This window comes from Neobacillus sp. NPDC093127 (assembly GCF_044754175.1).
Classification (GTDB): domain Bacteria; phylum Bacillota; class Bacilli; order Bacillales; family Cytobacillaceae; genus Neobacillus.
The window spans coordinates 22,486-43,457 of sequence record NZ_JBIVOP010000033.1 but is presented as its reverse complement, the minus strand read 5'-3'; the positions used below and the strand labels follow the sequence as shown (position 1 = coordinate 43,457).

General features: G+C 40.6%; 19 protein-coding genes. 11 read left to right on the top strand and 8 right to left on the bottom strand.

Annotation, left to right across the window (positions count from 1 at the left end; translation table 11 throughout):
* Nucleotides 1–367: 367 nt before the first annotated feature.
* The 7 genes from gyrA to dnaA form a co-directional block, all read right to left on the bottom strand.
* Nucleotides 368–2,890, bottom strand: coding sequence for a DNA gyrase subunit A (gyrA, locus tag ACIQCO_RS26690; protein ID WP_400435039.1), 2,523 nt, complete (start codon nt 2,888–2,890; stop codon nt 368–370).
* Nucleotides 2,891–2,915: 25 nt separating this feature from the next.
* A complete protein-coding gene (gene gyrB, locus ACIQCO_RS26685) occupies nt 2,916–4,838 on the bottom strand; it encodes a DNA topoisomerase (ATP-hydrolyzing) subunit B (RefSeq protein WP_400435041.1) in 1,923 nt (640 codons plus the stop codon).
* Nucleotides 4,839–4,896: 58 nt separating this feature from the next.
* A complete protein-coding gene (gene remB / locus ACIQCO_RS26680; protein WP_400435037.1) occupies nt 4,897–5,145 on the bottom strand; it encodes an extracellular matrix regulator RemB in 249 nt (82 codons plus the stop codon).
* A 12-nt stretch (nt 5,146–5,157) separates the two neighbouring features.
* Nucleotides 5,158–6,273: a DNA replication/repair protein RecF gene (recF, locus tag ACIQCO_RS26675; protein WP_400435035.1), complete on the bottom strand. Its 1,116-nt coding sequence runs from the start codon at nt 6,271–6,273 to the stop codon at nt 5,158–5,160.
* A 16-nt stretch (nt 6,274–6,289) separates the two neighbouring features.
* Nucleotides 6,290–6,505 (bottom strand): S4 domain-containing protein YaaA, encoded by a 216-nt coding sequence (gene yaaA, locus ACIQCO_RS26670; protein ID WP_024031126.1) that lies wholly within the window; start codon nt 6,503–6,505, stop codon nt 6,290–6,292.
* 145 nt (nt 6,506–6,650) lie between these two features.
* Entirely contained in the window at nt 6,651–7,787 is a 1,137-nt protein-coding gene (dnaN, locus tag ACIQCO_RS26665) for a DNA polymerase III subunit beta (protein WP_400435032.1), read from the bottom strand.
* Nucleotides 7,788–7,971: 184 nt separating this feature from the next.
* Nucleotides 7,972–9,318, bottom strand: a complete 1,347-nt coding sequence (gene dnaA, locus ACIQCO_RS26660) for a chromosomal replication initiator protein DnaA (protein ID WP_400435030.1) — start codon at nt 9,316–9,318, stop codon at nt 7,972–7,974.
* A 673-nt stretch (nt 9,319–9,991) separates the two neighbouring features.
* Here dnaA and rpmH point away from each other — a divergent pair.
* From rpmH to ACIQCO_RS26605, 11 genes are all read left to right on the top strand, one after another.
* Nucleotides 9,992–10,126, top strand: coding sequence for a 50S ribosomal protein L34 (gene rpmH, locus ACIQCO_RS26655; RefSeq protein WP_035446353.1), 135 nt, complete (start codon nt 9,992–9,994; stop codon nt 10,124–10,126).
* 50 nt (nt 10,127–10,176) lie between these two features.
* On the top strand, nt 10,177–10,524 hold the full coding sequence (rnpA, locus tag ACIQCO_RS26650) for a ribonuclease P protein component (RefSeq protein WP_400435028.1): 348 nt from the start codon (nt 10,177–10,179) through the stop codon (nt 10,522–10,524).
* 169 nt (nt 10,525–10,693) lie between these two features.
* A complete protein-coding gene (gene spoIIIJ, locus ACIQCO_RS26645) occupies nt 10,694–11,464 on the top strand; it encodes a YidC family membrane integrase SpoIIIJ (protein WP_400435026.1) in 771 nt (256 codons plus the stop codon).
* The gene (gene jag, locus ACIQCO_RS26640; RefSeq protein ID WP_400435024.1) at nt 11,461–12,084 is read left to right on the top strand and encodes an RNA-binding cell elongation regulator Jag/EloR; all 624 of its coding nucleotides are present in this window, start codon (nt 11,461–11,463) and stop codon (nt 12,082–12,084) included. Before spoIIIJ ends, jag begins: the two co-directional genes overlap by 4 nt.
* Before the next feature lie 457 nt (nt 12,085–12,541).
* Nucleotides 12,542–13,927, top strand: coding sequence for a tRNA uridine-5-carboxymethylaminomethyl(34) synthesis GTPase MnmE (gene mnmE, locus ACIQCO_RS26635; RefSeq protein ID WP_400435022.1), 1,386 nt, complete (start codon nt 12,542–12,544; stop codon nt 13,925–13,927).
* A 92-nt stretch (nt 13,928–14,019) separates the two neighbouring features.
* The gene (gene mnmG, locus ACIQCO_RS26630; protein ID WP_400435020.1) at nt 14,020–15,909 is read left to right on the top strand and encodes a tRNA uridine-5-carboxymethylaminomethyl(34) synthesis enzyme MnmG; all 1,890 of its coding nucleotides are present in this window, start codon (nt 14,020–14,022) and stop codon (nt 15,907–15,909) included.
* A 12-nt stretch (nt 15,910–15,921) separates the two neighbouring features.
* Nucleotides 15,922–16,638, top strand: coding sequence for a 16S rRNA (guanine(527)-N(7))-methyltransferase RsmG (gene rsmG / locus ACIQCO_RS26625; RefSeq protein ID WP_400435018.1), 717 nt, complete (start codon nt 15,922–15,924; stop codon nt 16,636–16,638).
* Between the two features lie 98 nt (nt 16,639–16,736).
* Entirely contained in the window at nt 16,737–17,600 is an 864-nt protein-coding gene (noc, locus tag ACIQCO_RS26620; protein WP_400435016.1) for a nucleoid occlusion protein, read from the top strand.
* 228 nt (nt 17,601–17,828) lie between these two features.
* The gene (locus ACIQCO_RS26615; protein WP_400435014.1) at nt 17,829–18,590 is read left to right on the top strand and encodes a ParA family protein; all 762 of its coding nucleotides are present in this window, start codon (nt 17,829–17,831) and stop codon (nt 18,588–18,590) included.
* Nucleotides 18,583–19,431, top strand: coding sequence for a ParB/RepB/Spo0J family partition protein (locus ACIQCO_RS26610; protein ID WP_400435012.1), 849 nt, complete (start codon nt 18,583–18,585; stop codon nt 19,429–19,431). The genes ACIQCO_RS26615 and ACIQCO_RS26610 overlap by 8 nt, the downstream gene beginning before the upstream one ends.
* Before the next feature lie 90 nt (nt 19,432–19,521).
* On the top strand, nt 19,522–20,238 hold the full coding sequence (locus ACIQCO_RS26605; protein ID WP_400435010.1) for a DUF554 domain-containing protein: 717 nt from the start codon (nt 19,522–19,524) through the stop codon (nt 20,236–20,238).
* Between the two features lie 48 nt (nt 20,239–20,286).
* Here ACIQCO_RS26605 and yyaC read toward each other — a convergent pair whose 3' ends face one another.
* Entirely contained in the window at nt 20,287–20,904 is a 618-nt protein-coding gene (gene yyaC, locus ACIQCO_RS26600) for a spore protease YyaC (protein WP_400435008.1), read from the bottom strand.
* Between the last annotated feature and the right edge of the window lie 68 nt (nt 20,905–20,972).

The window sequence follows — 20,972 nt, the reverse complement described above, 5'->3', positions numbered from 1 at the left end:
ATTAGCTCATAAATGTTACGTTGGCTTAGTTTTATAAAAAAACTAAAAAATATTGTTTGTTGACGTTTTTGTTTGTTTAGTTTTCAAAGAACAATTTTTTGAATCACTCGTAAGCGACTTAATTAATATACCATCTGTTTTATAGTAAGTCAACAGCTTTTTTGTATTTTCACAACAAACATCTTAGAAACAAAATTTTAAAAAGAAAGGCTATGTTAAAAGTGAATGTTGATTTCCGTTCCAGGCGCTTCGCGTTCCGCGGGAGTCTCGCGCCTTCCACTCCAATCAACATTTGATCAAAATCAACAATATTCTTTAACAGAGCCAAAAGAAAAAGGAACACCAAGCGGTGCTCCTTCCCTGTTACTTACTCTTCATTTTCTGTTGTGCTTTCATTTGTGGTATCTTCAGAAGAGGTGTCTTCGATTTCACCATTGGTTTCATTTTCATGGACTTCTTCTTTTTCTACTTTTGCCACTGTTGCTACAAATTCGTTTTCACTTTCCTTCATACTAATGAGTTTCACACCTTGTGTGTTTCGGCCCATTTTTGAAATACCGGCTACATCCATCCGAATGAGGACCCCGCCAGTAGTAATAAGCATCAGATCTTCTTCTCCAGTAACGGCGCGCATGGAAACAAGGTTTCCGTTTTTCTCCGTTACATGGCAGGTTTTTATCCCTTTACCGCCTCTACCCTGGATGCGGTATTCAGATGCTGGTGTTCGTTTACCATAACCATTTTTAGTTACAATTAGAACATCATTATCCTCTTCTAATACTTCCATTCCGACCACTTCATCACCAGGATCAAGGGTAATACCTTTAACACCTGTTGCTGTACGTCCCATCGATCTTACATCGGTCTCAGGGAAGTGGATCAACATGCCGTTCTTTGTACCAATAATCATGTGCTTGCTGCCATCCGTTAGACGAACGGAGATTAATTCATCACCCTCACGCAAACTTAAGGCAATTAGACCATTGTTCCGAATATTAGCGAATGATGTTAACGGGGAACGTTTAGAGACACCTTCTTTTGTGGTAAAGAATAAGGACCAATCATCCACGAATTCCTCAACAGGAATAATGGCGTTCACCCATTCTCCTTTTTCAATGCCAAGAAGGTTAATAATCGGGATCCCTTTCGCTGTTCGGCTGAATTCTGGTATTTCATAGCCTTTTGAACGATAGACCTTCCCTTTGTTTGTAAAGAAGAGAATCGTATCATGTGTCGATGTCGTAATTAAATGTTCGACGAAATCATCTTCATTCGTTCCCATCCCTTGTATCCCGCGGCCGCCGCGTCTTTGCGCCCGATAAGTAGAAACCGGAAGACGCTTAATGTATCCATTGTGGGTTAACGAAATAACAATATTTTCGCGGGGGATTAAATCCTCATCTTCAATATTTTCTAATCCGGCGGTTACAATCTCTGTTCGGCGTTTATCATTGAAACGTTCTTTAATTTCCAGTAATTCTTCCCGGATAATTTCAAGGATTTTTTCTTCATCAGCTAAAATCGCCTTTAATTCGGCAATAAGCCTCATCAAGTTTTGGAATTCGTCCTCAATTTTTTCGCGTTCCAATCCTGTTAAACGCTGCAGGCGCATATCCAGGATGGCCTGTGCTTGTTTCTCGGATAGATTAAATTGAGTCATTAAACCTTCACGGGCAATATCGGTTGTCTGCGAATTGCGAATAAGAGTAATAACAGCATCTAAATTATCGAGAGCAATTCTTAAGCCTTCTAAAATATGGGCACGTGCTTCTGCTTTACGCAATTCAAATTCTGTTCTGCGGCGAATGACCACTTTTTGGTGATCCAAGTAATGAACCAAACATTGTTTAAGGTTCAGCACCTTCGGATGTCCATTAACAAGGGCTAATGTATTGATTCCGAAGCTAGTTTGCAGTGCCGTTTGTTTATATAAATTATTTAAAAGAACATTGGCATTGGCATCCTTACGAACCTCAATAACAATTCGCATCCCTTTACGATCGGATTCATCTCTCAGATCTGTAATGCCTTCAATTTTTTTATCACGTGCTAATTCAGCTATCTTTTCGACTAATCTCGCTTTATTTACTTGATACGGCAATTCCTTAACAATAATAACTTCTTTACCGTTTGATTTTTGTTCAATTTCTACTTTTGCACGAAGAGTTATCGATCCTCTGCCTGTTTCGTATGCTTTTCGAATACCACTTCGACCGAGAATTAATCCAGCTGTTGGAAAATCCGGACCGGGGATAATTTCCATTAACTCTGGGATCGTGATTTCAGGGTCTCGTGAAATAGCTAAAACTCCATCAATGACTTCTCCAAGCTGATGCGGCGGTATATTAGTCGCCATCCCAACAGCAATCCCGGTTGTCCCGTTGACTAGAAGGTTGGGAAAACGTGCGGGCAGTACAACCGGCTCTCTTTCCTCACCATCGTAGTTATCCTGATAATCAATGGTATCTTTATTTAAATCTCTTAATAATTCCATTGAAATCTTTGACATTCTAGATTCTGTATAACGCATCGCTGCCGCACTGTCTCCATCGACAGATCCGAAGTTCCCGTGGCCATCGACGAGCATGTAGCGATAGTTAAAATCCTGTGCCATACGAACCATTGTTTCATATACTGCTAAGTCACCATGGGGGTGATATTTACCAATTACATCCCCAACGATACGAGCAGACTTTTTATACGGTTTATCCGCATGGATACCGAGGTCATGCATGGCGTATAAAATACGGCGGTGAACTGGTTTTAGCCCGTCACGAACGTCTGGAAGGGCACGAGAAACAATAACACTCATCGCATAGTCTAGGAATGATGAACGCATCTCCTGACTGATATTAATCTCTTTTATTTGAGGATTGGGTGTTTCAGACATATTTAGTACCTCCCTCCGAAAAGTTTTATATATCTAAATTCTTAACGTATTGTGCATTTTCTTCAATAAAGTTCCGGCGCGGTTCTACCTTTTCACCCATTAACATATCAAAGGTTTCATCTGCTTCAATGGCATCTTTAAGACTAACTTGGAGCATGCTTCGTTGCGCAGGATCCATCGTTGTTTCCCATAATTGTTCAGGGTTCATCTCACCTAAACCTTTATACCGCTGGATATTAGGCTTTGGCGTAGCTGGCAGCACTGAAAAGATCTGCTCCAATTCTTTGTCATTATAGGCGTACTCAATTCGTTTACCTTGTTGAACTTTATAAAGCGGTGGCTGGGCAATATAAACATAACCTGCTTCGATAATTTTCCTCATAAAACGGTAAAAAAACGTTAAGAGCAGCGTTCGAATATGAGCACCATCGACATCCGCATCTGTCATAATGACGACTTTATGATAACGAGCTTTAGCAATATCAAAATCTTCTCCGATTCCTGTTCCAATCGCAGTAATCATCGCCCTGACTTCATTGTTAGAAAGAATTCTATCAAGACGTGCTTTTTCTACATTAAGAATTTTCCCTCGAAGCGGCAGAATGGCTTGGAAATGCCGATCACGGCCTTGTTTTGCCGATCCTCCAGCAGAATCTCCCTCAACGATATACATTTCACTTTCCGCCGGATCCTTTGATGAACAGTCAGCTAACTTCCCAGGTAAACTGGAAACCTCTAACGCACTTTTCCTGCGGGTTAATTCCCTTGCTTTCTTGGCTGCAAGTCTTGCACGTGCGGCCATTAAGCCTTTATCGACAATTTTCCTGGCTACAGTTGGATTTTCTAACAAAAACTTTTCAAATGTGCTCGCAAACACGGTATCTGTAATCGCCCTGACTTCAGAGTTTCCAAGCTTTGTCTTCGTTTGTCCTTCAAATTGCGGGTCAGGGTGTTTAATTGACACAATGGCTGTGATTCCTTCTCGAACATCTTCCCCTGAAAGATTTGTATCATTTTCTTTGATTAAACCATTTTTCCTTGCATAATCATTAATGACTCTTGTCAAAGCTGTTTTAAAACCTGATTCGTGTGTACCGCCTTCATACGTGTGGATATTATTTGCGAAGGAGTAAATGCTATCTGTATAGCCCTCGTTATATTGGAGGGCGACTTCAACACTAATTCCGTCACGTTCTCCTTCCACAAAAATCGGTTCTTCATGAATAACCTCTTTAGTACGGTTTAAATGCTCAACATAGGATTTAATTCCGCCTTCGTAGTAATATTCATTTTGTTTATTTTCTACCCGCTTATCTTCAATCGTGATCTTGATGCCGCGATTTAAGAATGCCAGTTCACGAAGGCGAGTGGCGAGAATGTCATATTCAAACTCCAATGTTTCGGTGAAAATTTCGCTATCCGGTTTAAAGTGTGTAATCGTACCGGTTTTGTCAGTCGTTCCGATTACACTTAACTCAGAAACTACGACGCCTCGTTCAAATTTTATTTGGTAAATATTGTTATCGCGATGGACGTAAACTTCAAGCTGGGTGGAAAGGGCATTTACAACTGAAGCACCAACGCCATGGAGACCACCGGAAACTTTATACCCTCCGCCGCCAAATTTACCGCCGGCGTGAAGAACTGTCATGATGACTTCCACCGCTGGCCGGCCCATTTTTTCCTGAATGCCGACTGGGATTCCACGGCCATTATCCTTAACCGTAATGCTGTTGTCTTCTTCAATAATGACATTAATTTCGTCACAGAACCCAGCGAGTGCCTCGTCAATACTATTATCAACAATTTCCCAAACAAGATGGTGGAGACCCTTACCGCTGGTTGAACCGATATACATACCAGGTCTTTTTCGAACAGCTTCCAGTCCTTCTAACACCTGAATCTGATCGGCACCATATGTTTCTTCATCGATTGCTTTTTGTTCCATAGTCATGCTAGTTCACCTGCACCTTCTTACAAAAATACATCTATATTCCAAAATGATTTTAAAATCCCTGTATATTCCTTTGATTTGAACGTTTCTTTAATGTTCCAGAAGCAATTGGGGATAAATAAACCTTGTCGTATGTAATAATGACCGACTTAAAGGGGCTTTTGGACAAATTAATTAACTTTTCCTGATGACGATGTAAGAACTCTTTAATTAGGTTTGAATGGTTTACACTCTCTTTATCCAAGATTGAAATGATATCCTTCGCCCTTATGTTCAGATCTTCCCCAATATGAATATACATGCTCCACCTCAATTAACTTTCTACAATCGCACCTGCTTCAACTACAAAGGTTGAGGCTTCTTTTAATGTTTGATGATGGATTCCCTCAACACTTGTTGTTGTCACAAACGTTTGGACTTTTCCTTGAATGGTATTAAGCAAATGGGATTGGCGGTAATCATCTAATTCCGATAAAACATCGTCAAGAAGGAGAATAGGATACTCTCCAATTTCATTGTGGATTAATTCAATTTCAGCAAGTTTGACGGATAGGGCGGTTGTTCGCTGCTGCCCTTGGGATCCGAATGTTTGAACATCCCTGCCATTGACAAGAAATAACAAGTCATCACGATGAGGGCCGAAAAGGGTAGTGCCCCGTTCAATTTCCCTCGTTCTGACCTTTGCGAACTTTTCCATAAAGCTTGCTACCATCTTCGACAAATTTTGCTCTTCTAATACCTCAACTGAAGGCTTATAGGTAATCTCCAGCGATTCCAGCCCCCTTGATATCCCTTGGTGAATCGGTTTGGCCCAATTTTGCAGTAAACGAAGGAATTCAAACCTTTTGGTCACAATCTTGACGGCTGTTTGAATAAATTGCTCCGTTAAAATTTCGAGCATCGTTTGGTCCGTTTGTTTTTTTATTTGCATCATTTTTAAATAATGATTACGCTGCTGAAGTATTTTTTGATATTGACTCATATCATGTAAATAAATGGGGGATACTTGCCCGATTTCCATATCGATAAACCGTCTTCGGACCTGCGGGCTGCCTTTCACAATGTTAAGGTCTTCTGGTGCAAACATAACTACGTTCATATTTCCGACATACTGGCTTAACCGTTGCTGCTCAATATGGTTACATTTGGCCTTTTTTCCCTTTTTGGAGATAATTAATTGCAGCGGTAAAGAGCTGTGCTGCTTTTGAACTCTGCCCTCTATTTTAGCATACTCTTGGTCCCAGCGAATAAGTTCTTTATCATTCGAGGTTCGGTGTGACTTTGCCATCGCTAACACATAAATAGATTCCATGACGTTTGTTTTCCCTTGGGCGTTTTCGCCAAGGATGACATTTACTTTATTTTCAAATTCAATGAATAATTCTTGATAATTACGGTAATTTTGCAGCGCTAACTTTTCAATATACATGGCAAACATCCTTTAGCTACTCGGTAATCACAAACTCCCCAAAGCCGGCAATTTGGACTTTGTCACCTGCACGAAGCTTTCTTCCTCTTCTTTGGTCCTGTTCACCATTTATTACGACCTCATGTTCACTTAAAAACCATTTTGCCATGCCACCCGTTTGAATTACGTCAGCCAATTTCAAAAATTGCCCCAATGTAATATATTCCGTGTTCAGCTTTATTTTTTCAGGCACAATTGTCACCCTCATTTCTAAAATGGTCTCAATACTTTATTTTACTAAACAATTCGTTTAGATACAAAGAAAACTAAAAAGAATTTGTTTAAAAAATAAACCAAGCCGCCATTTTACTGGCGGCAATGGAGGAATATGATAAATTTTAGTAGGTTCTAACCGGTAAAATCAGCTGTAAGATGGTTTCGTCATGCAGGGGACGAATAACAAAAGGACGCATGGCTCCAGTAAAGCTAACTTTAATATCCGTGCCTTCAAGTGCCTTTAGGGCATCCATCATGTATTTCGCACTAAAGGAAATTTTCAATTCCTCTCCCTCAATTGATTGGCTTTGAATCTCTTCAACCACCTTGCCAACCTCAGGGGTATTTGAAGAAACTTCGATGATTTTGTCGGCAATTGTTGAAAACTTGACGACATTGTTTCTTCCTTCACGTGCAAGAAGGGAGGCACGGTCAATTGCATGAAGGAATTCTTTCGTATTAACCGTTATCTCCGTTTTACTTTCACTTGGAATCAGTCTAGATGTATCTGGATAATTGCCTTCTAACAATCTTGAGAAAAATAATAAGTGCTTTGCTTTAAATAAAATTTGATTTTCGGTAATGACAATATCAATTAGTTCATTTGTGTCATCAATAATTTTACTTAACTCGTTCAAACTTTTGCCTGGAATCACGACATTGTAGCTTGCATTCATTTCCGTTTCAATTTTTGCTTTCCGGAGCGCCAGACGATGGCTGTCTGTTGCAATACAGTTTAGTTCCCCATTTTCAATCTTCCAGTTGACACCTGTCAAGATGGGCCGTGTTTCTGAGGTGGACACCGCAAAATGCGTTTGTCTGATCATTGCTTTTAATAGATCTGTCGCAATATGAAATTTATTATTTTCTTCGATTTGCGGCAAGTGCGGATATTCCTCTGCATCCAGACCGTTTAGGTTGAATTCTGATTTTCCGGAACGGATCACAGTTTGGAGTGATCCCAGTACTTCTATTTCGACTGAATCTGTAGGGAGTTTTTTGACAATTTCACTAAAGAATTTGGCTGGGAGTACAATTGCACCGGGTTGTTTGATTTCGACAATTTCATCCCCAGCTTCCTCTTTAGGAATAAACGATTCAATAGAGATATCTGAATCACTTCCGGTTAGGGTTACCCCATCTGCGGCTGCGGTAATTTTAATTCCCGTTAAGATCGGAATCGTTGTTCTAGTTGTGATCGCCTTCATAACATCTTGGACACTTTGCACCAGACGGTCGCGTTGGATTATAAATTTCATTTTTTATCCCCCTTGTGAGCATATTTTTAAAAGCATAAACATATAATATTATTTTTAAAAAAAATAGTAGAAGTACTAGTAGGGCCTGTTAGTATGTGGATAACTACTTGTTTTCAATAGAAACACAGTCTATCCACATGTGGACAGACTGTGTACAGAAAGGTAAAAGTTATTCACAATCATATTAAATTTTCAACAGCTCATTCAGTTCTTTCATTTGCTTTTGGAACTGTGAATCTGATTGAAGGAGTTTTGAAATTTTTTCATGGGCATGAATAACAGTTGTATGATCGCGTCCGCCAAATTCTTCCCCTATTTTAGGCAAAGAGTGGTCGGTTAATTCACGTGAGAGGTACATGGCAATTTGTCTTGGGAAGGCGACAGATTTTGTTCGTTTTTTTGCCTTGAAATCCTCAAGTTTAATACTATAGTGCTCACCGACGATCTTTTGAATTTCAAGGATGGTTATCACCCGTGGTTTAGAGCTTGGAATGATATCCTTTAATGCTTCCGCAGCAAGATCGGCATTGATGTCTTTATTTATTAGCGATGAATAGGCAACAACGCGGATGAGTGCACCCTCTAGTTCACGAATATTGGAATCAATTTGATTGGCAATATAAAGCATTACTTCGTTTGGAATATCTAAACCTTCTGCCCGCGCCTTTTTCCGGAGAATGGCAATTCTGGTTTCTAAATCCGGCGGAGTAATATCGGTAATTAAGCCCCATTCAAACCGTGAGCGCAGACGGTCCTCCAATGTCGGAATTTCCCTTGGCGGCCGGTCGCTGGAGATAATAATTTGTTTGCTTTCCTCATGCAGCGCATTAAATGTATGGAAAAATTCCTCCTGTGTTGATTCTTTTCCAGCCAAAAACTGAATATCATCAATGAGCAGGATATCCACGTTTCGATATTTATTGCGAAAATTCTCCGCTCGGTTGTCACGAATCGAGTTAATGAACTCATTGGTGAATTTTTCTGATGATAAATAAACTACCTTTGCAGACGGATTATGGTCTAAGACGTAATGACCGATCGCATGCATTAAGTGTGTTTTCCCTAGGCCTACGCCCCCATAGATAAACAATGGATTGTACGCTTTTGCCGGTGCTTCTGCAACAGCAAGTGAGGCTGCATGGGCAAATCGGTTGCCGGAACCAATTACAAACGTATCAAACGTGTACTTCGGATTTAATATGTTTGGCGGGAAATCGCTGTGATCGTCGTCCTTTTTTGCCCTTTTTGGGGGTGTTGGCACGTCTTGGCTTTCCTCTTTTTGATTTTGCGGAATAATAAACTTCACTGAAAGTTCTTCTCCAGTGATTTCGTAAAGTATTCCTGAGATTAACTGAGAATAACGCTCTTCCAGCCAATCGCGAGCGAATTCATTCGGGGCGGTGATGACTAGCAGATCGCCTTGAAGGGAATGAGCCTTTGTCGACTTAAGCCAGGTATCAAAGCTAGGCTTGCTTATCTTTTTCTCAATATTGCCCAGCGCCGCATTCCATAGATCCGCAATATTTTCCAACGAATATCCCTCCTTTTTTCTTACTTTTTATCTAAAAAGCTGTCCGAATTTATTTAGTATTTTTTTCTCCACCCGGTAACCTAATCGACTAAAGTTCCGTGAAAATAGCTGTCATACAACAGGACACAGCCTAGTAATTTATAAATATACAATAACATTAATGGCAGTTCAGGTTGTGGAAAACGTATAATAAGGAAATTAAGTGGAGTTTCGACAATATCCACCGCTTGTGGACAAGTTTCTACAGAGCTATAGAATAACATGTCCACATGTTATCCACAAACTGTGGATAAATTTAATTTAGGATAAAGTTATTCAGAGTGAAAACACAAATATAATATCAAATAATAGCAATAGGTGCAATGGTTTTTCGTAGTTTATCCACAACTTAACATTATGTGCATAGAAATTGTCCACAAGGTAAAGTTCTGTGAAAAACTTGTCAATATCCTGTGGGGACAATGAAAAACTTGTCGATTTTTTATCCACAGGTATAAAAATAAAGGGGATTTTCTTTTAGGATGGAATTTCTGGAAAGTAGTTTCGATCATGTTCAAAAAAATAAAAAAAGGAAACAATATTTGGAGAGTGGTTGACATTTTTATGCTGCCGTCTTTATAATAGTCTAGACTCTGTTTAATTTGAGAGCTATTCCTCAGGGAGGTGTCATATAATGAAAAGAACATATCAACCAAATAGTCGTAAACATAGTAAAGTTCACGGTTTCCGTAGTCGCATGAGCTCAGCAAATGGACGTAAGGTTCTTGCTCGTCGTCGTCTAAAAGGAAGAAAAGTATTATCAGCTTAGGCCACTGCAACGTCAGTGGTCTTTTTTCTAATCCGTCTGAGGGTGTTATGATGAAAAAAGAGTTACGAATAAAAAAGAATAAAGAATTTCAAGCTGCCTTTCAGAATGGAACTTCTTTTGCCAATCGGCAGTTTGTAGTCTATTCATTAAAAAAAGAGGACCAGGACTTTTTTCGCATTGGCCTGTCTGTCAGTAAGAAGATTGGCAATGCTGTGACTAGAAACAGAATTAAAAGGTATGTAAGACAAGCTGTTTTTGAGTTAAAGGATCAATTAGCAATCGGGAATGATTATGTGATTATTGCCAGGAAGCCAACGGCCGAGATGGACTTTTTTGAGGTGAAAAAAAGTATCACTCATGTCCTTAAAGTGGGTAAGGTCCTAAAGAAAAGCAGATGAAGGTAAATGTTTACGATTTAGTCAAAATATAGCTCCGTTTTGAAGACAATTCAGTTGGGAAAATGATAAAATACCAATGAAATATTGTTTTCTTTAGAAAACGGATACATAGAGTTTTTGATAACAGCGATTTTTCAATAAGTAGACGATCGTGAGGAGGAAAATTTGGTTGAAAAAGCGAATATTACTTTTATTCGGCATGCTTTCTGTATTCTTTCTTTTAGCAGGATGCAGTGAGATTAAGAAGCCGATTACGTCAGAGAGCACAGGTTTTTGGAATGAGTACATTGTCTATCCATTGTCCTGGCTGATTAAGGAGGTTGCTCATTTTCTAGGAGACAACTATGGCTTTTCGATTATTGTCGTTACGATTTTAATTCGATTAGTGCTATTGCCGCTGATGATTAAGCAGACAAAGAGCTCAAAGGCGATGCAGGCCCTGCAGCCAGAAATGAAGGCACTGAAAGAAAAATACAGCTCTAAAGATCAAAAGACACAGCAAAAGCTGCAGCAAGAAACAATGGCGCTGTTTTCCAAGCATGGCGTTAATCCGATGGCAGGCTGTTTCCCATTAATCGTGCAAATGCCAATTTTAATTGGTTTTTATCATGCCATTTCTAGAACACCAGAGCTTAAGGTAGGAACATTCCTTTGGTTTGAGCTTGGTCATTCAGATCCATATTATATTTTGCCGATTGTTGCCGGTATCACCACCTTTATCCAGCAAAAAATGATGATGGCTGGTCAGCAGCAAAACCCGCAAATGGCAATGATGTTATGGATGATGCCGATTATGATTGTCTTTTTCGCGTTTAGTTTCCCAGCAGCTCTTTCCTTGTACTGGGTTGTCGGAAATATATTTATGATTGTGCAAACCTATTTTATTAAAGGACCGGATTTACGGGCAACTGCAACCGGTAAAGTGGGGGAAAAGAAGTGAAACAGGTAACTGCTACAGGACAAAATGTCGAAGAAGCAGTAGAATCAGCTTTAGCTCAATTACAGACAACAAAAGACCGCGCCGAGGTAGACATCATAGACGAAGGAAAAAAAGGGCTTTTCGGTATTTTTGGTTCACGTCCGGCTGTCGTCAAAGTAACAGTCATCATCGATCCACTTGAGGAAGCAAAGAAATTTCTAACCCAAGTGAGTGAACAAATGGGCGCTCCGGTGGAAATCGAAATCAAACGTGACGGCAAACAGGTTCACTTTGTAATGACGGGGGAAAAGATTGCTCTTTTGATTGGGAAAAGAGGTCAAACACTAAATTCGCTGCAATATTTGACACAGCTCGTCATTAATCGTTTTTCCAATCAATATTTAACGGTTATTTTAGACGCTGAGGATTACCGCAATCGACGCAGCGAAACGCTAATTCAATTAGCACACCGCCTGGCGCTAAAGGCTGTTAAGTCAGGAAAAGATGTGCCATTAGAACCAATGCCATCCTATGAACGTAAAGTGATTCATACCGCTTTAGCCGATAACAAACGGGTGAAAACATTTTCAGATGGCTCCGAACCACATCGATTTATTGTGATTACACCAGTGAGAAAGTAAATTTTTAAAAAAAGACATCCAGCTTATATTTAAGCAGAGTGTCTTTTTTTTGCTTTGGCTGTGTTAAAGTACATTGTTGATTTTGAGCACAATGTTGATTGGAGTGGAAGGCGCGAGACTCCTGCGGGAGCAGCGGGACAGGTGAGACCCCGCAGGCGCTTTAGCGCCGAGGAGGCTCACCGCCCGCCCCGCGGAAAGCGAAGCGCCTGGAACGGAAATCAACATTCACTTTTAACACAGCCTTTGCCTTAATTAAATAATTCATCTGTCGATAACTTTGTTTCGTTTCTTGTTTTATTGTTATTCACATGTGGATAAGTTAAAATAATACAAGGACATGATCAGGTTGTGGATAATTTCCGTAGTAAAAATAAAAGTTCATGTGGTATTCTAGTAATTTGGAGAAAAAGTTATTTTTAAAATATAGATGGATTTTTTTATTTGTGAGGTGAAGAAAATGGAATTTGATACGATTGCAGCGATATCGACGCCGATGGGGGAGGGTGCCATTGCGATTATTCGTTTGAGCGGTGAAGAGGCCATTCAAATAGCAGATAAGCTATTTAAGAGTATCGGGGGCAAAAGGCTAGCTGAAGTGGCAACCCATACGATTCACTATGGGCATCTTGTAGATCCGAAAAGCGGGCAAGTGGTGGAAGAGGTAATGGTCTCTGTCATGAAAGGACCGAAGACGTTTACGAAAGAGGATGTAGTTGAAATAAATTGCCATGGCGGAATTGTTTCCGTGAATCGAGTATTACAGCATGTATTAACGAATGGCGCCAGACTTGCTGAACCCGGTGAATTTACGAAACGGGCTTTTTTAAATGGACGCATCGATTTATCGCAGGCAGAAGCGGTCATGGATTTAATCAGAGCGAAAACAGATCGGGCGATGAACGTGGCTCTCGGGCAAATGGACGGACGCTTATCGAAGCTGATACGCAGACTCCGCCAGGAAATCTTAGAAATCCTCGCCCATGTTGAGGTAAATATTGATTATCCTGAATACGATGATGTCGAAGAAATGACCCATAAAATGCTTAATGAAAAGGCTCATTTCGTTCACGAAGAAATAAATAAGCTGCTGCAAACATCACAGCAAGGGAAAATTTTACGAGAAGGCTTATCTACAGCCATTGTCGGACGCCCAAATGTCGGGAAATCGTCCTTATTAAATAGCCTTGTCCAGGAAAACAAAGCAATTGTTACCGATATTCCTGGAACAACGCGTGATGTGATTGAAGAGTATGTCAATGTCCGGGGCGTACCGCTCAGACTATTGGACACAGCCGGTATTCGAGAAACGGAGGATATCGTCGAACGGATTGGTGTCGAGCGTTCCCGTCAAGTATTGAAAGAGGCAGATTTAATTTTACTTGTATTAAATTATTCTGATCAGCTATCAGAAGAGGATGAAAATCTTTTTAAGGTTGTTGAAGGAATGGACACAATCGTCATTGTTAATAAAACAGACCTGCCGCAGCAAATTGATATGACACGCGTTCGTGAATTAGCAATGGAACATAAAGTTGTGACGACATCACTATTAGAAGATCGCGGTGTCGATGAGCTCGAGGAAGCAATTGCTTCGTTATTCTTTGCTGGTTCGATTGAAGCGGGAGATATGACATACGTTTCCAACAGCCGCCATATTGCTTTACTGCATCAAAGTCTTCATGCAATTGAAGAGGTGCTTGAAGGGGTGGAAATCGGCACTCCGATTGATATTATCCAAATTGATTTAACAAGAACATGGGAACTGCTTGGCGAAATTATCGGCGAAAGCGTCCATGAAAGTCTAATTGACCAGTTATTTGCGCAGTTTTGTTTAGGGAAATAGAAAAGCGGAAGCGCCCTGTTTGCGGCGCTGGAGCTGGACATTTTATTATTTAACGCAATTTTTTCCGTTTTATACGGAAAAGGAGGAAATACATGCAATACGAAGCAGGAAATTATGACGTCATTGTCATTGGTGCCGGCCATGCTGGCTGTGAGGCGGGCCTTGCGGCGGCACGGCTTGGCGCAAAAACATTAATGATTACGATCAACTTAGATATGGTTGCCTTTATGCCATGCAACCCATCTGTCGGCGGTCCGGCAAAAGGGATTGTCGTTCGGGAAATCGACGCCCTTGGCGGCGAAATGGCAAAGAATATCGATAAAACCTATATCCAAATGCGGATGCTGAACACCGGTAAAGGGCCGGCTGTCCGCGCCCTAAGAGCACAAGCTGATAAATTTGCCTACCAGCATGAAATGAAAAAGACTTTGGAAGAAGAGGCAAATTTAACCTTAATCCAAGGCATGGTCGAGCAATTGATCGTCGAGGACGGTGTTTCAAAAGGTGTCATTACCAAAACAGGTGCGATTTACCGTTCAAAAACAGTCATTATTACTACAGGAACATTCTTGCGCGGCGAAATCATTCTTGGTGAATTAAAATATTCAAGCGGTCCGAATAACCAGCAGCCATCGATAAAGCTTTCGGAGCATTTAGAGGAGCTTGGCTTTGAACTAGTGCGGTTTAAAACGGGGACACCGCCACGGGTAAATAGCAACACGATTGATTATAGCAAGACGGAAATCCAGCCTGGTGATGAAATGCCACGCGCCTTTTCCTATGAAACAACAAAATATATTACCGACCAGCTGCCATGCTGGCTGACCTATACAAATGACCGAACCCATCAATTAATTGACGCGAACCTCCATCGTTCACCAATGTTTTCTGGAATGATTAAAGGCACAGGACCAAGGTATTGTCCGTCAATTGAAGATAAGGTTGTTCGGTTTAATGACAAGCCGCGCCATCAGATTTTTCTCGAACCTGAAGGACGAAATACAAAGGAAGTCTATGTACAAGGATTATCAACAAGTCTGCCGGAAGACGTACAGCAGCAAATCATCAAAACGGTTCCCGGCCTTGAAAATGCCCAAATGATGAGAGCCGGTTATGCGATTGAATATGATGCGATTGTACCGACACAGCTATGGCCGACACTGGAAACAAAGGTTGTCAAAAATTTATATACAGCAGGTCAAATTAATGGTACTTCTGGCTATGAAGAAGCCGCAGGTCAAGGGTTAATGGCCGGTATTAATGCCGGTTTGAATGCACTCGGCCGCGAACAATTAGTGTTAAGCCGTTCCGATGCCTATATTGGTGTGTTGATTGATGATTTAATTACAAAAGGAACAAGCGAACCGTATCGTTTGTTAACATCAAGAGCGGAATATCGGCTCTTATTACGTCATGATAATGCCGATCTCCGGTTAACAGAGACAGGGCATGAAATTGGCCTAATCCGTGAACAACGTTATCAATCATTTTTAGTGAAAAGGGCAGCGATTGAAGCAGAAAAGCAACGATTATCGTCAGTCATTTTAAAACCTTCTGCCGAAGTCCAAGAACTAATCCGCAGTATTGGCGGCAGTGAATTGAAGGATGGGATCCGTGCTTCTGATTTGTTAAAAAGACCGGAAATGTCCTATGAATTGCTGGAGACTCTTACGAAATCAAATGATCCTTTGGATGATGAAATCAAGGAACAAGTAGAAATCCAAATTAAGTATGAGGGCTATATTGAAAAATCATTGCAGCAGGTTGAGCGCTTAAAGAAAATGGAAGATAAGAAAATCCCTGAGAATATCGATTACGATGCAATTTCAGGAATCGCAACCGAGGCAAGGCAAAAATTAAAGCAAATCAAACCGCTATCACTAGCCCAAGCATCGCGAATTTCCGGGGTAAATCCAGCCGACATTTCGATTCTCCTTGTCTACCTGGAGCAAGGTCGCGTGGCCAGAATCTCAAATGAATAGGAAGATTTATCAATGAATATCGAACAATTTGAAGCGAGTTTAAAGGAAAAAGGGATTTTCCTTTCTGAAAAGCAGCTGGAGCAGTTTGAAAAGTACTATTCAACCTTGGTTGAGTGGAATGAAAAAATGAATTTAACCGCAATAACGGAAAAAGCAGATGTGTATTTAAAGCATTTCTATGATTCGATTACAGCTTCGTTTTATTTTGATTTTACCAAGCCCTTTCATCTTTGTGATGTCGGGGCGGGTGCAGGATTTCCAAGCATTCCGTTAAAAATCATTTATCCACATATCGAAGTGACCATTGTCGATTCATTAAACAAGCGAATTTCATTTTTAAATCATCTTGCTGACATCTTAAATTTGGAAAACGTTCATTTTGTTCATGATCGGGCGGAAACCTTTGGGGTGAATCCAAACTACCGGGAAAGATTTGATGTCGTAACCGCAAGGGCAGTGGCAAGAATGTCCGTATTAAGTGAATTCTGTTTACCGCTTGTAAAAGTAGGAGGGCATTTTATTGCTATGAAGGCAGCCCATGCCAAGGATGAATTAGAAGTGGGTCAAAAGGCCATATCCACTCTAGGTGGTAAGGTGGAAAAGGAGTTTACCTTTACGCTGCCAATGGAGGAAAGCGAACGAACAATCCTAATCATAAAAAAAGATGGTAAGACACCAAAGAAATACCCCCGGAAGCCAGGAACACCCGGTAAAATGCCAATCGAATAAAGCTTACAATTTTAAGACAAAAATGTTATCCTTGGCAGGAAGAATTAGATTGCATAGAGAATAAGTAATAGGGAGTTTCGTAAAGGTGGTGTTGGGGGATGAAGAGTTCGTTTACACGCTTTTTTGGCCTCGGCGATAAGGGAGAACAAGAGGTTGAGCTTGAGAAAGAGCTGGATATCGAACGAAACGAGGAAATAAAAAAAATACCGATTGATCAGATTGTGCCCAATCGATTCCAGCCGCGGACGGTATTTGATGAAGATAAAATTGAAGAGTTATCGAGAACGATTCATATACACGGTATTATTCAACCGATTGTCGTCAGAGAGTTTGCTGCCGATAAGTATGAAATTATCGCAGGGGAGCGCCGCTGGCGTGCGATGAAATTACTTGGCTGGGCCGAAGCGCCAGCCATTATTAAAAATTTAACCGATACGGAAACGGCCTCTGTGGCCCTTATCGAGAATTTACAGCGGGAAGAGCTATCCCCAATCGAAGAAGCTCACGCCTACGGAAAGCTGCTGGAGCTTCACAACTTGACACAGGAGGCTTTAGCACAGCGCCTTGGTAAAGGACAGTCGACTGTTGCCAATAAACTGCGGCTTCTTAAATTACCGCAGCCGGTTCAGGATGCCTTATTAAATAAGATCATTACTGAACGTCATGCCCGAGCACTTATCCCATTAAAAGATCCGGAAAAACAAGTGACTCTTTTAACAGAAGTGATGGAACGGAATTGGAATGTTAAGCAGACTGAAGAACGGGTTGCCAGGATGCTTGAACAAAAGCATGAAAAACCTAAGCCGAAAAGGAAGGCCTTCAGTAAAGATATGAGAATCGCTGTCAATACCATTCGTCAATCGTTAACGATGGTAACGGACAGCGGCATTAACTTGGATGCTGAGGAAGAAGAATTTGACGAATTTTACCAATTTACCATTCGGATTCCAAAGAAAAAATAGATAAATAGTATCAGGGGAGCAAACGACTTTTAGTCTGCTCCCCTGTTTTTGCGTGGCTCAGCAAGCTATAATTATTTTGGAAAAAAAACAACAACTCATTCATTTCATGATAAAATAGAGGAATGGAATTTTACATTCCTTGTTTTATGGTAGATAATTGGTGATATTCGACACTTTTGATAGAATTTGAGAATAATATCTTTTGAGAATTAAAGGGTAGGTGACAACGTGGGCAAAATCCTTGCAATCGCGAATCAAAAAGGCGGAGTCGGCAAAACAACTACCTCTGTCAACCTAGGCGCTTGCTTAGCCTATATTGGGAAACGGGTCTTACTGGTAGATACAGATCCTCAAGGCAATGCAACCAGCGGCATCGGCATTGAAAAAGCAGAAGTAGAACAATGTATCTATGATGTTTTAGTAGACGATGTCGAAGCGAAAGCTGTTATTAAGCCAACATCTGTTGAGAATTTATATGCTATTCCGGCTACTATTCAGTTAGCAGGCGCAGAAATTGAATTGGTTCCCACTATTTCAAGAGAAGTCCGCCTAAAACGGGCTCTTGGAGAAGTCAAAGATCAGTTTGATTACATTATTATTGATTGCCCGCCATCATTAGGCTTGTTGACAATCAATGCGTTAACAGCTTCTGATGCAGTGTTAATCCCTGTTCAATGTGAATATTATGCGCTGGAAGGCTTAAGTCAGCTATTAAACACGGTTAGACTAGTACAAAAACACTTAAATCAGGACTTGAAAATTGAAGGAGTATTATTAACAATGCTTGATGCACGAACAAATCTCGGCATCCAAGTCATTGAAGAAGTGAAAAAATACTTCCAAGATAAAGTTTATAAAACCATTATTCCAAGAAATGTGCGTCTAAGTGAAGCTCCAAGCCATGGGGAACCAATCATTACCTATGATTCGAGATCCCGCGGTGCTGAAGTGTATTTAGATTTAGCAAAGGAAGTGGTAGCGAATGGCTAAAGGTTTAGGAAAGGGCCTAAATGCTTTTTTTAATGATGTCAGTAAGGAAGAAACTGTCCAAGAGATCAAACTTAAGGATCTGCGTCCCAACCCCTACCAGCCTCGCAAAACCTTTCAACAAGAGTCAATAGATGAATTAAAGGATTCAATTATAGAACATGGAATCTTACAGCCTCTCGTTGTGAGAAAAAGTATTAAGGGCTACGAAATTGTAGTGGGGGAACGGCGTTTTCGTGCAGCTAAAGAAGCGAAGCTTGAAACAGTTCCGGCAGTAGTACGTGAACTTTCTGAACAGAAAATGATGGAATTAGCGGTCCTCGAAAATCTGCAAAGGGAAGATTTAAACCCGATTGAAGAAGGACAAGCCTATCAAACGTTAATGGAAAAGCTGAAACTGACACAGGAAGAAGTAGCAAAGCGGTTAGGGAAAAGCCGGCCGCATATTGCCAATCACATTCGGCTTCTGTCCCTTCCGGCAAATATTCAGGAACTGATTTCAGCTGGGAAAATATCAATGGGCCATGGCCGAGCATTATTAGGGCTTAGGCAAAAGGCAAAGGTGCCAGTTTTAGTTGAAAAGGTTGTCAATGAAGGGCTGAATGTCCGTCAATTAGAAAAATTAATTCAGCAATTAAATGAAAATGTTTCACGTGAAACAAAAAAGCCGGAAAAGAAAAAGGATGTTTTCATCAAAGAAAGGGAACATTTCCTGCGCGAACGCTTTGGGACGACTGTAAATATTAAACAAAACAAAAATAAAGGGAAAATTGAAATTGAATTTTTCTCAAAAGAGGATCTGGAGCGCATCTTAGAAATGCTCAATCAAGAGGATTCATTATAAACCATCGTGCGTCGATGGTTTATTTTCTTTCCAATAGAAGGAAAACATGATAGGTTAATACTATTACTATTTCGAAAGGCGAAAAACACGATGTTTTTACTAGGAACACTTGTAAATGGACTATTAATTATTATTGGATCTTTGATCGGAAAGCTGCTAAACCGCATCCCTGAAGGTATGAAAGTGACGGTAATGTATGCGATTGGACTGTCTGTGATGGTCTTAGGCTTACAGATGGGATTTAAGAGTGAAAATTTCATCATTGTCATCATCAGCCTCGTAGCCGGAGCGGTAATCGGGGAACTGTTAAGATTAGAAGATCGATTAAATCAGTTGGGTCTGTGGCTTGAGCGGAAGATTGGTTCAAGCGGAAAAGGAAGCATATCAGAAGGGTTTGTGAACGCTACATTAATTTTTGTGATTGGAGCAATGGCGATTCTTGGTGCCCTTGACAGCGGGATTCGCGGCGATCATGATGTTTTGTACATGAAATCCTTTATTGACGGATTTACAGCGTTGATTTTAACGACTACCCTTGGAATTGGCGTGATTTTTTCTGTGATACCTGTCGTTCTCTATGAAGGGTTAATCGCTTTATTTGCTACCCAGATTGACCGGTTTGTTCCTCAGGCATTAATGGATCAATTTATTGTTGAAATGACGTCTGCGGGCGGAATCATGATTTTTGCAATAGGTTTAAATCTTACGGGAATGGTAAAGATAAAGGTTGCCAACCTGCTTCCGGGGATTGTCGTAACGGGAGTGATTGTAACGGGTGTTTATATTTATAATATATTTTTCCTATAAATGGAAATAAAAAGAGCGTACGGAGTCATTAACACTTTACGCTCTTTTTTAATTGGTCTTCTCTTCTTCTTCTAACCATTTTAGGTCGTTCCAGGATAGTTTTGGGTAAAGCAGGCTTGCTTCGTAAATGCCGCTGGCAATTGTTTTGGCCATTTTCATGACAAGATTTAAGCGGGTGTTTTGCAAAACGAAAAACTCCATAAACCCGCTGACATTAACGATGCCAGTAATATGTATATCTCCTACAGCGGGCAGGTCTTTGTTAACGCCTGCTCCCGGCTTAACGGGACCATTTCCAACCTGGATGTTACCAACATTTTTGATCCGCCCTAAGCAGGCATCAATTCCGACAATATAGGGATGAACATGTTTTGTATGGATTTCAGCGATTTTTTCAGCCAGATTAACGGCGTGGATCGGCTTATCTAATGTCCCGTACACATAAAACGATTTCAGCTCTTTTTCTTCTAAAAGTGTCCCGACAAGCGGTCCTAATGAATCCCCTGTAGAGCGGTCCGTTCCAATACAAACAAATACAATGGGCCGGCTTGTCACTTTAGGAATAGTGGAAAGCAGTTCCGCCGCAAGATTTTCAGCTGCCTGTGTATCATCATAAAAAAATTGTTTCCCTGCCCTCCGCTCAAAAAGGCCTGATTTAAGATTCATATAAAGGTCCACTCCCATACCGTAAATAAGTCTTACTAGTATACGGAAAATTCAGGAAATGTATACAT

Bases quoted from the DNA above. Each gene is read 5' to 3' on its own strand.
- gyrA (WP_400435039.1), bottom strand. From the start codon at position 2,890: ATGTCTGAAACACCCAATCCTCAAATAAAAGAGATTAATATCAGTCAG.
- gyrB (WP_400435041.1), bottom strand. From the start codon at position 4,838: ATGGAACAAAAAGCAATCGATGAAGAAACATATGGTGCCGATCAGATT.
- remB (WP_400435037.1), bottom strand. From the start codon at position 5,145: ATGTATATTCATATTGGGGAAGATCTGAACATAAGGGCGAAGGATATC.
- recF (WP_400435035.1), bottom strand. From the start codon at position 6,273: ATGTATATTGAAAAGTTAGCGCTGCAAAATTACCGTAATTATCAAGAA.
- dnaN (WP_400435032.1), bottom strand. From the start codon at position 7,787: ATGAAATTTATAATCCAACGCGACCGTCTGGTGCAAAGTGTCCAAGAT.
- rpmH (WP_035446353.1), top strand. From the start codon at position 9,992: ATGAAAAGAACATATCAACCAAATAGTCGTAAACATAGTAAAGTTCAC.
- rnpA (WP_400435028.1), top strand. From the start codon at position 10,177: ATGAAAAAAGAGTTACGAATAAAAAAGAATAAAGAATTTCAAGCTGCC.
- mnmE (WP_400435022.1), top strand. From the start codon at position 12,542: ATGGAATTTGATACGATTGCAGCGATATCGACGCCGATGGGGGAGGGT.
- mnmG (WP_400435020.1), top strand. From the start codon at position 14,020: ATGCAATACGAAGCAGGAAATTATGACGTCATTGTCATTGGTGCCGGC.
- rsmG (WP_400435018.1), top strand. From the start codon at position 15,922: ATGAATATCGAACAATTTGAAGCGAGTTTAAAGGAAAAAGGGATTTTC.
- noc (WP_400435016.1), top strand. From the start codon at position 16,737: ATGAAGAGTTCGTTTACACGCTTTTTTGGCCTCGGCGATAAGGGAGAA.
- ACIQCO_RS26610 (WP_400435012.1), top strand. From the start codon at position 18,583: ATGGCTAAAGGTTTAGGAAAGGGCCTAAATGCTTTTTTTAATGATGTC.
- ACIQCO_RS26605 (WP_400435010.1), top strand. From the start codon at position 19,522: ATGTTTTTACTAGGAACACTTGTAAATGGACTATTAATTATTATTGGA.
- yyaC (WP_400435008.1), bottom strand. From the start codon at position 20,904: ATGAATCTTAAATCAGGCCTTTTTGAGCGGAGGGCAGGGAAACAATTT.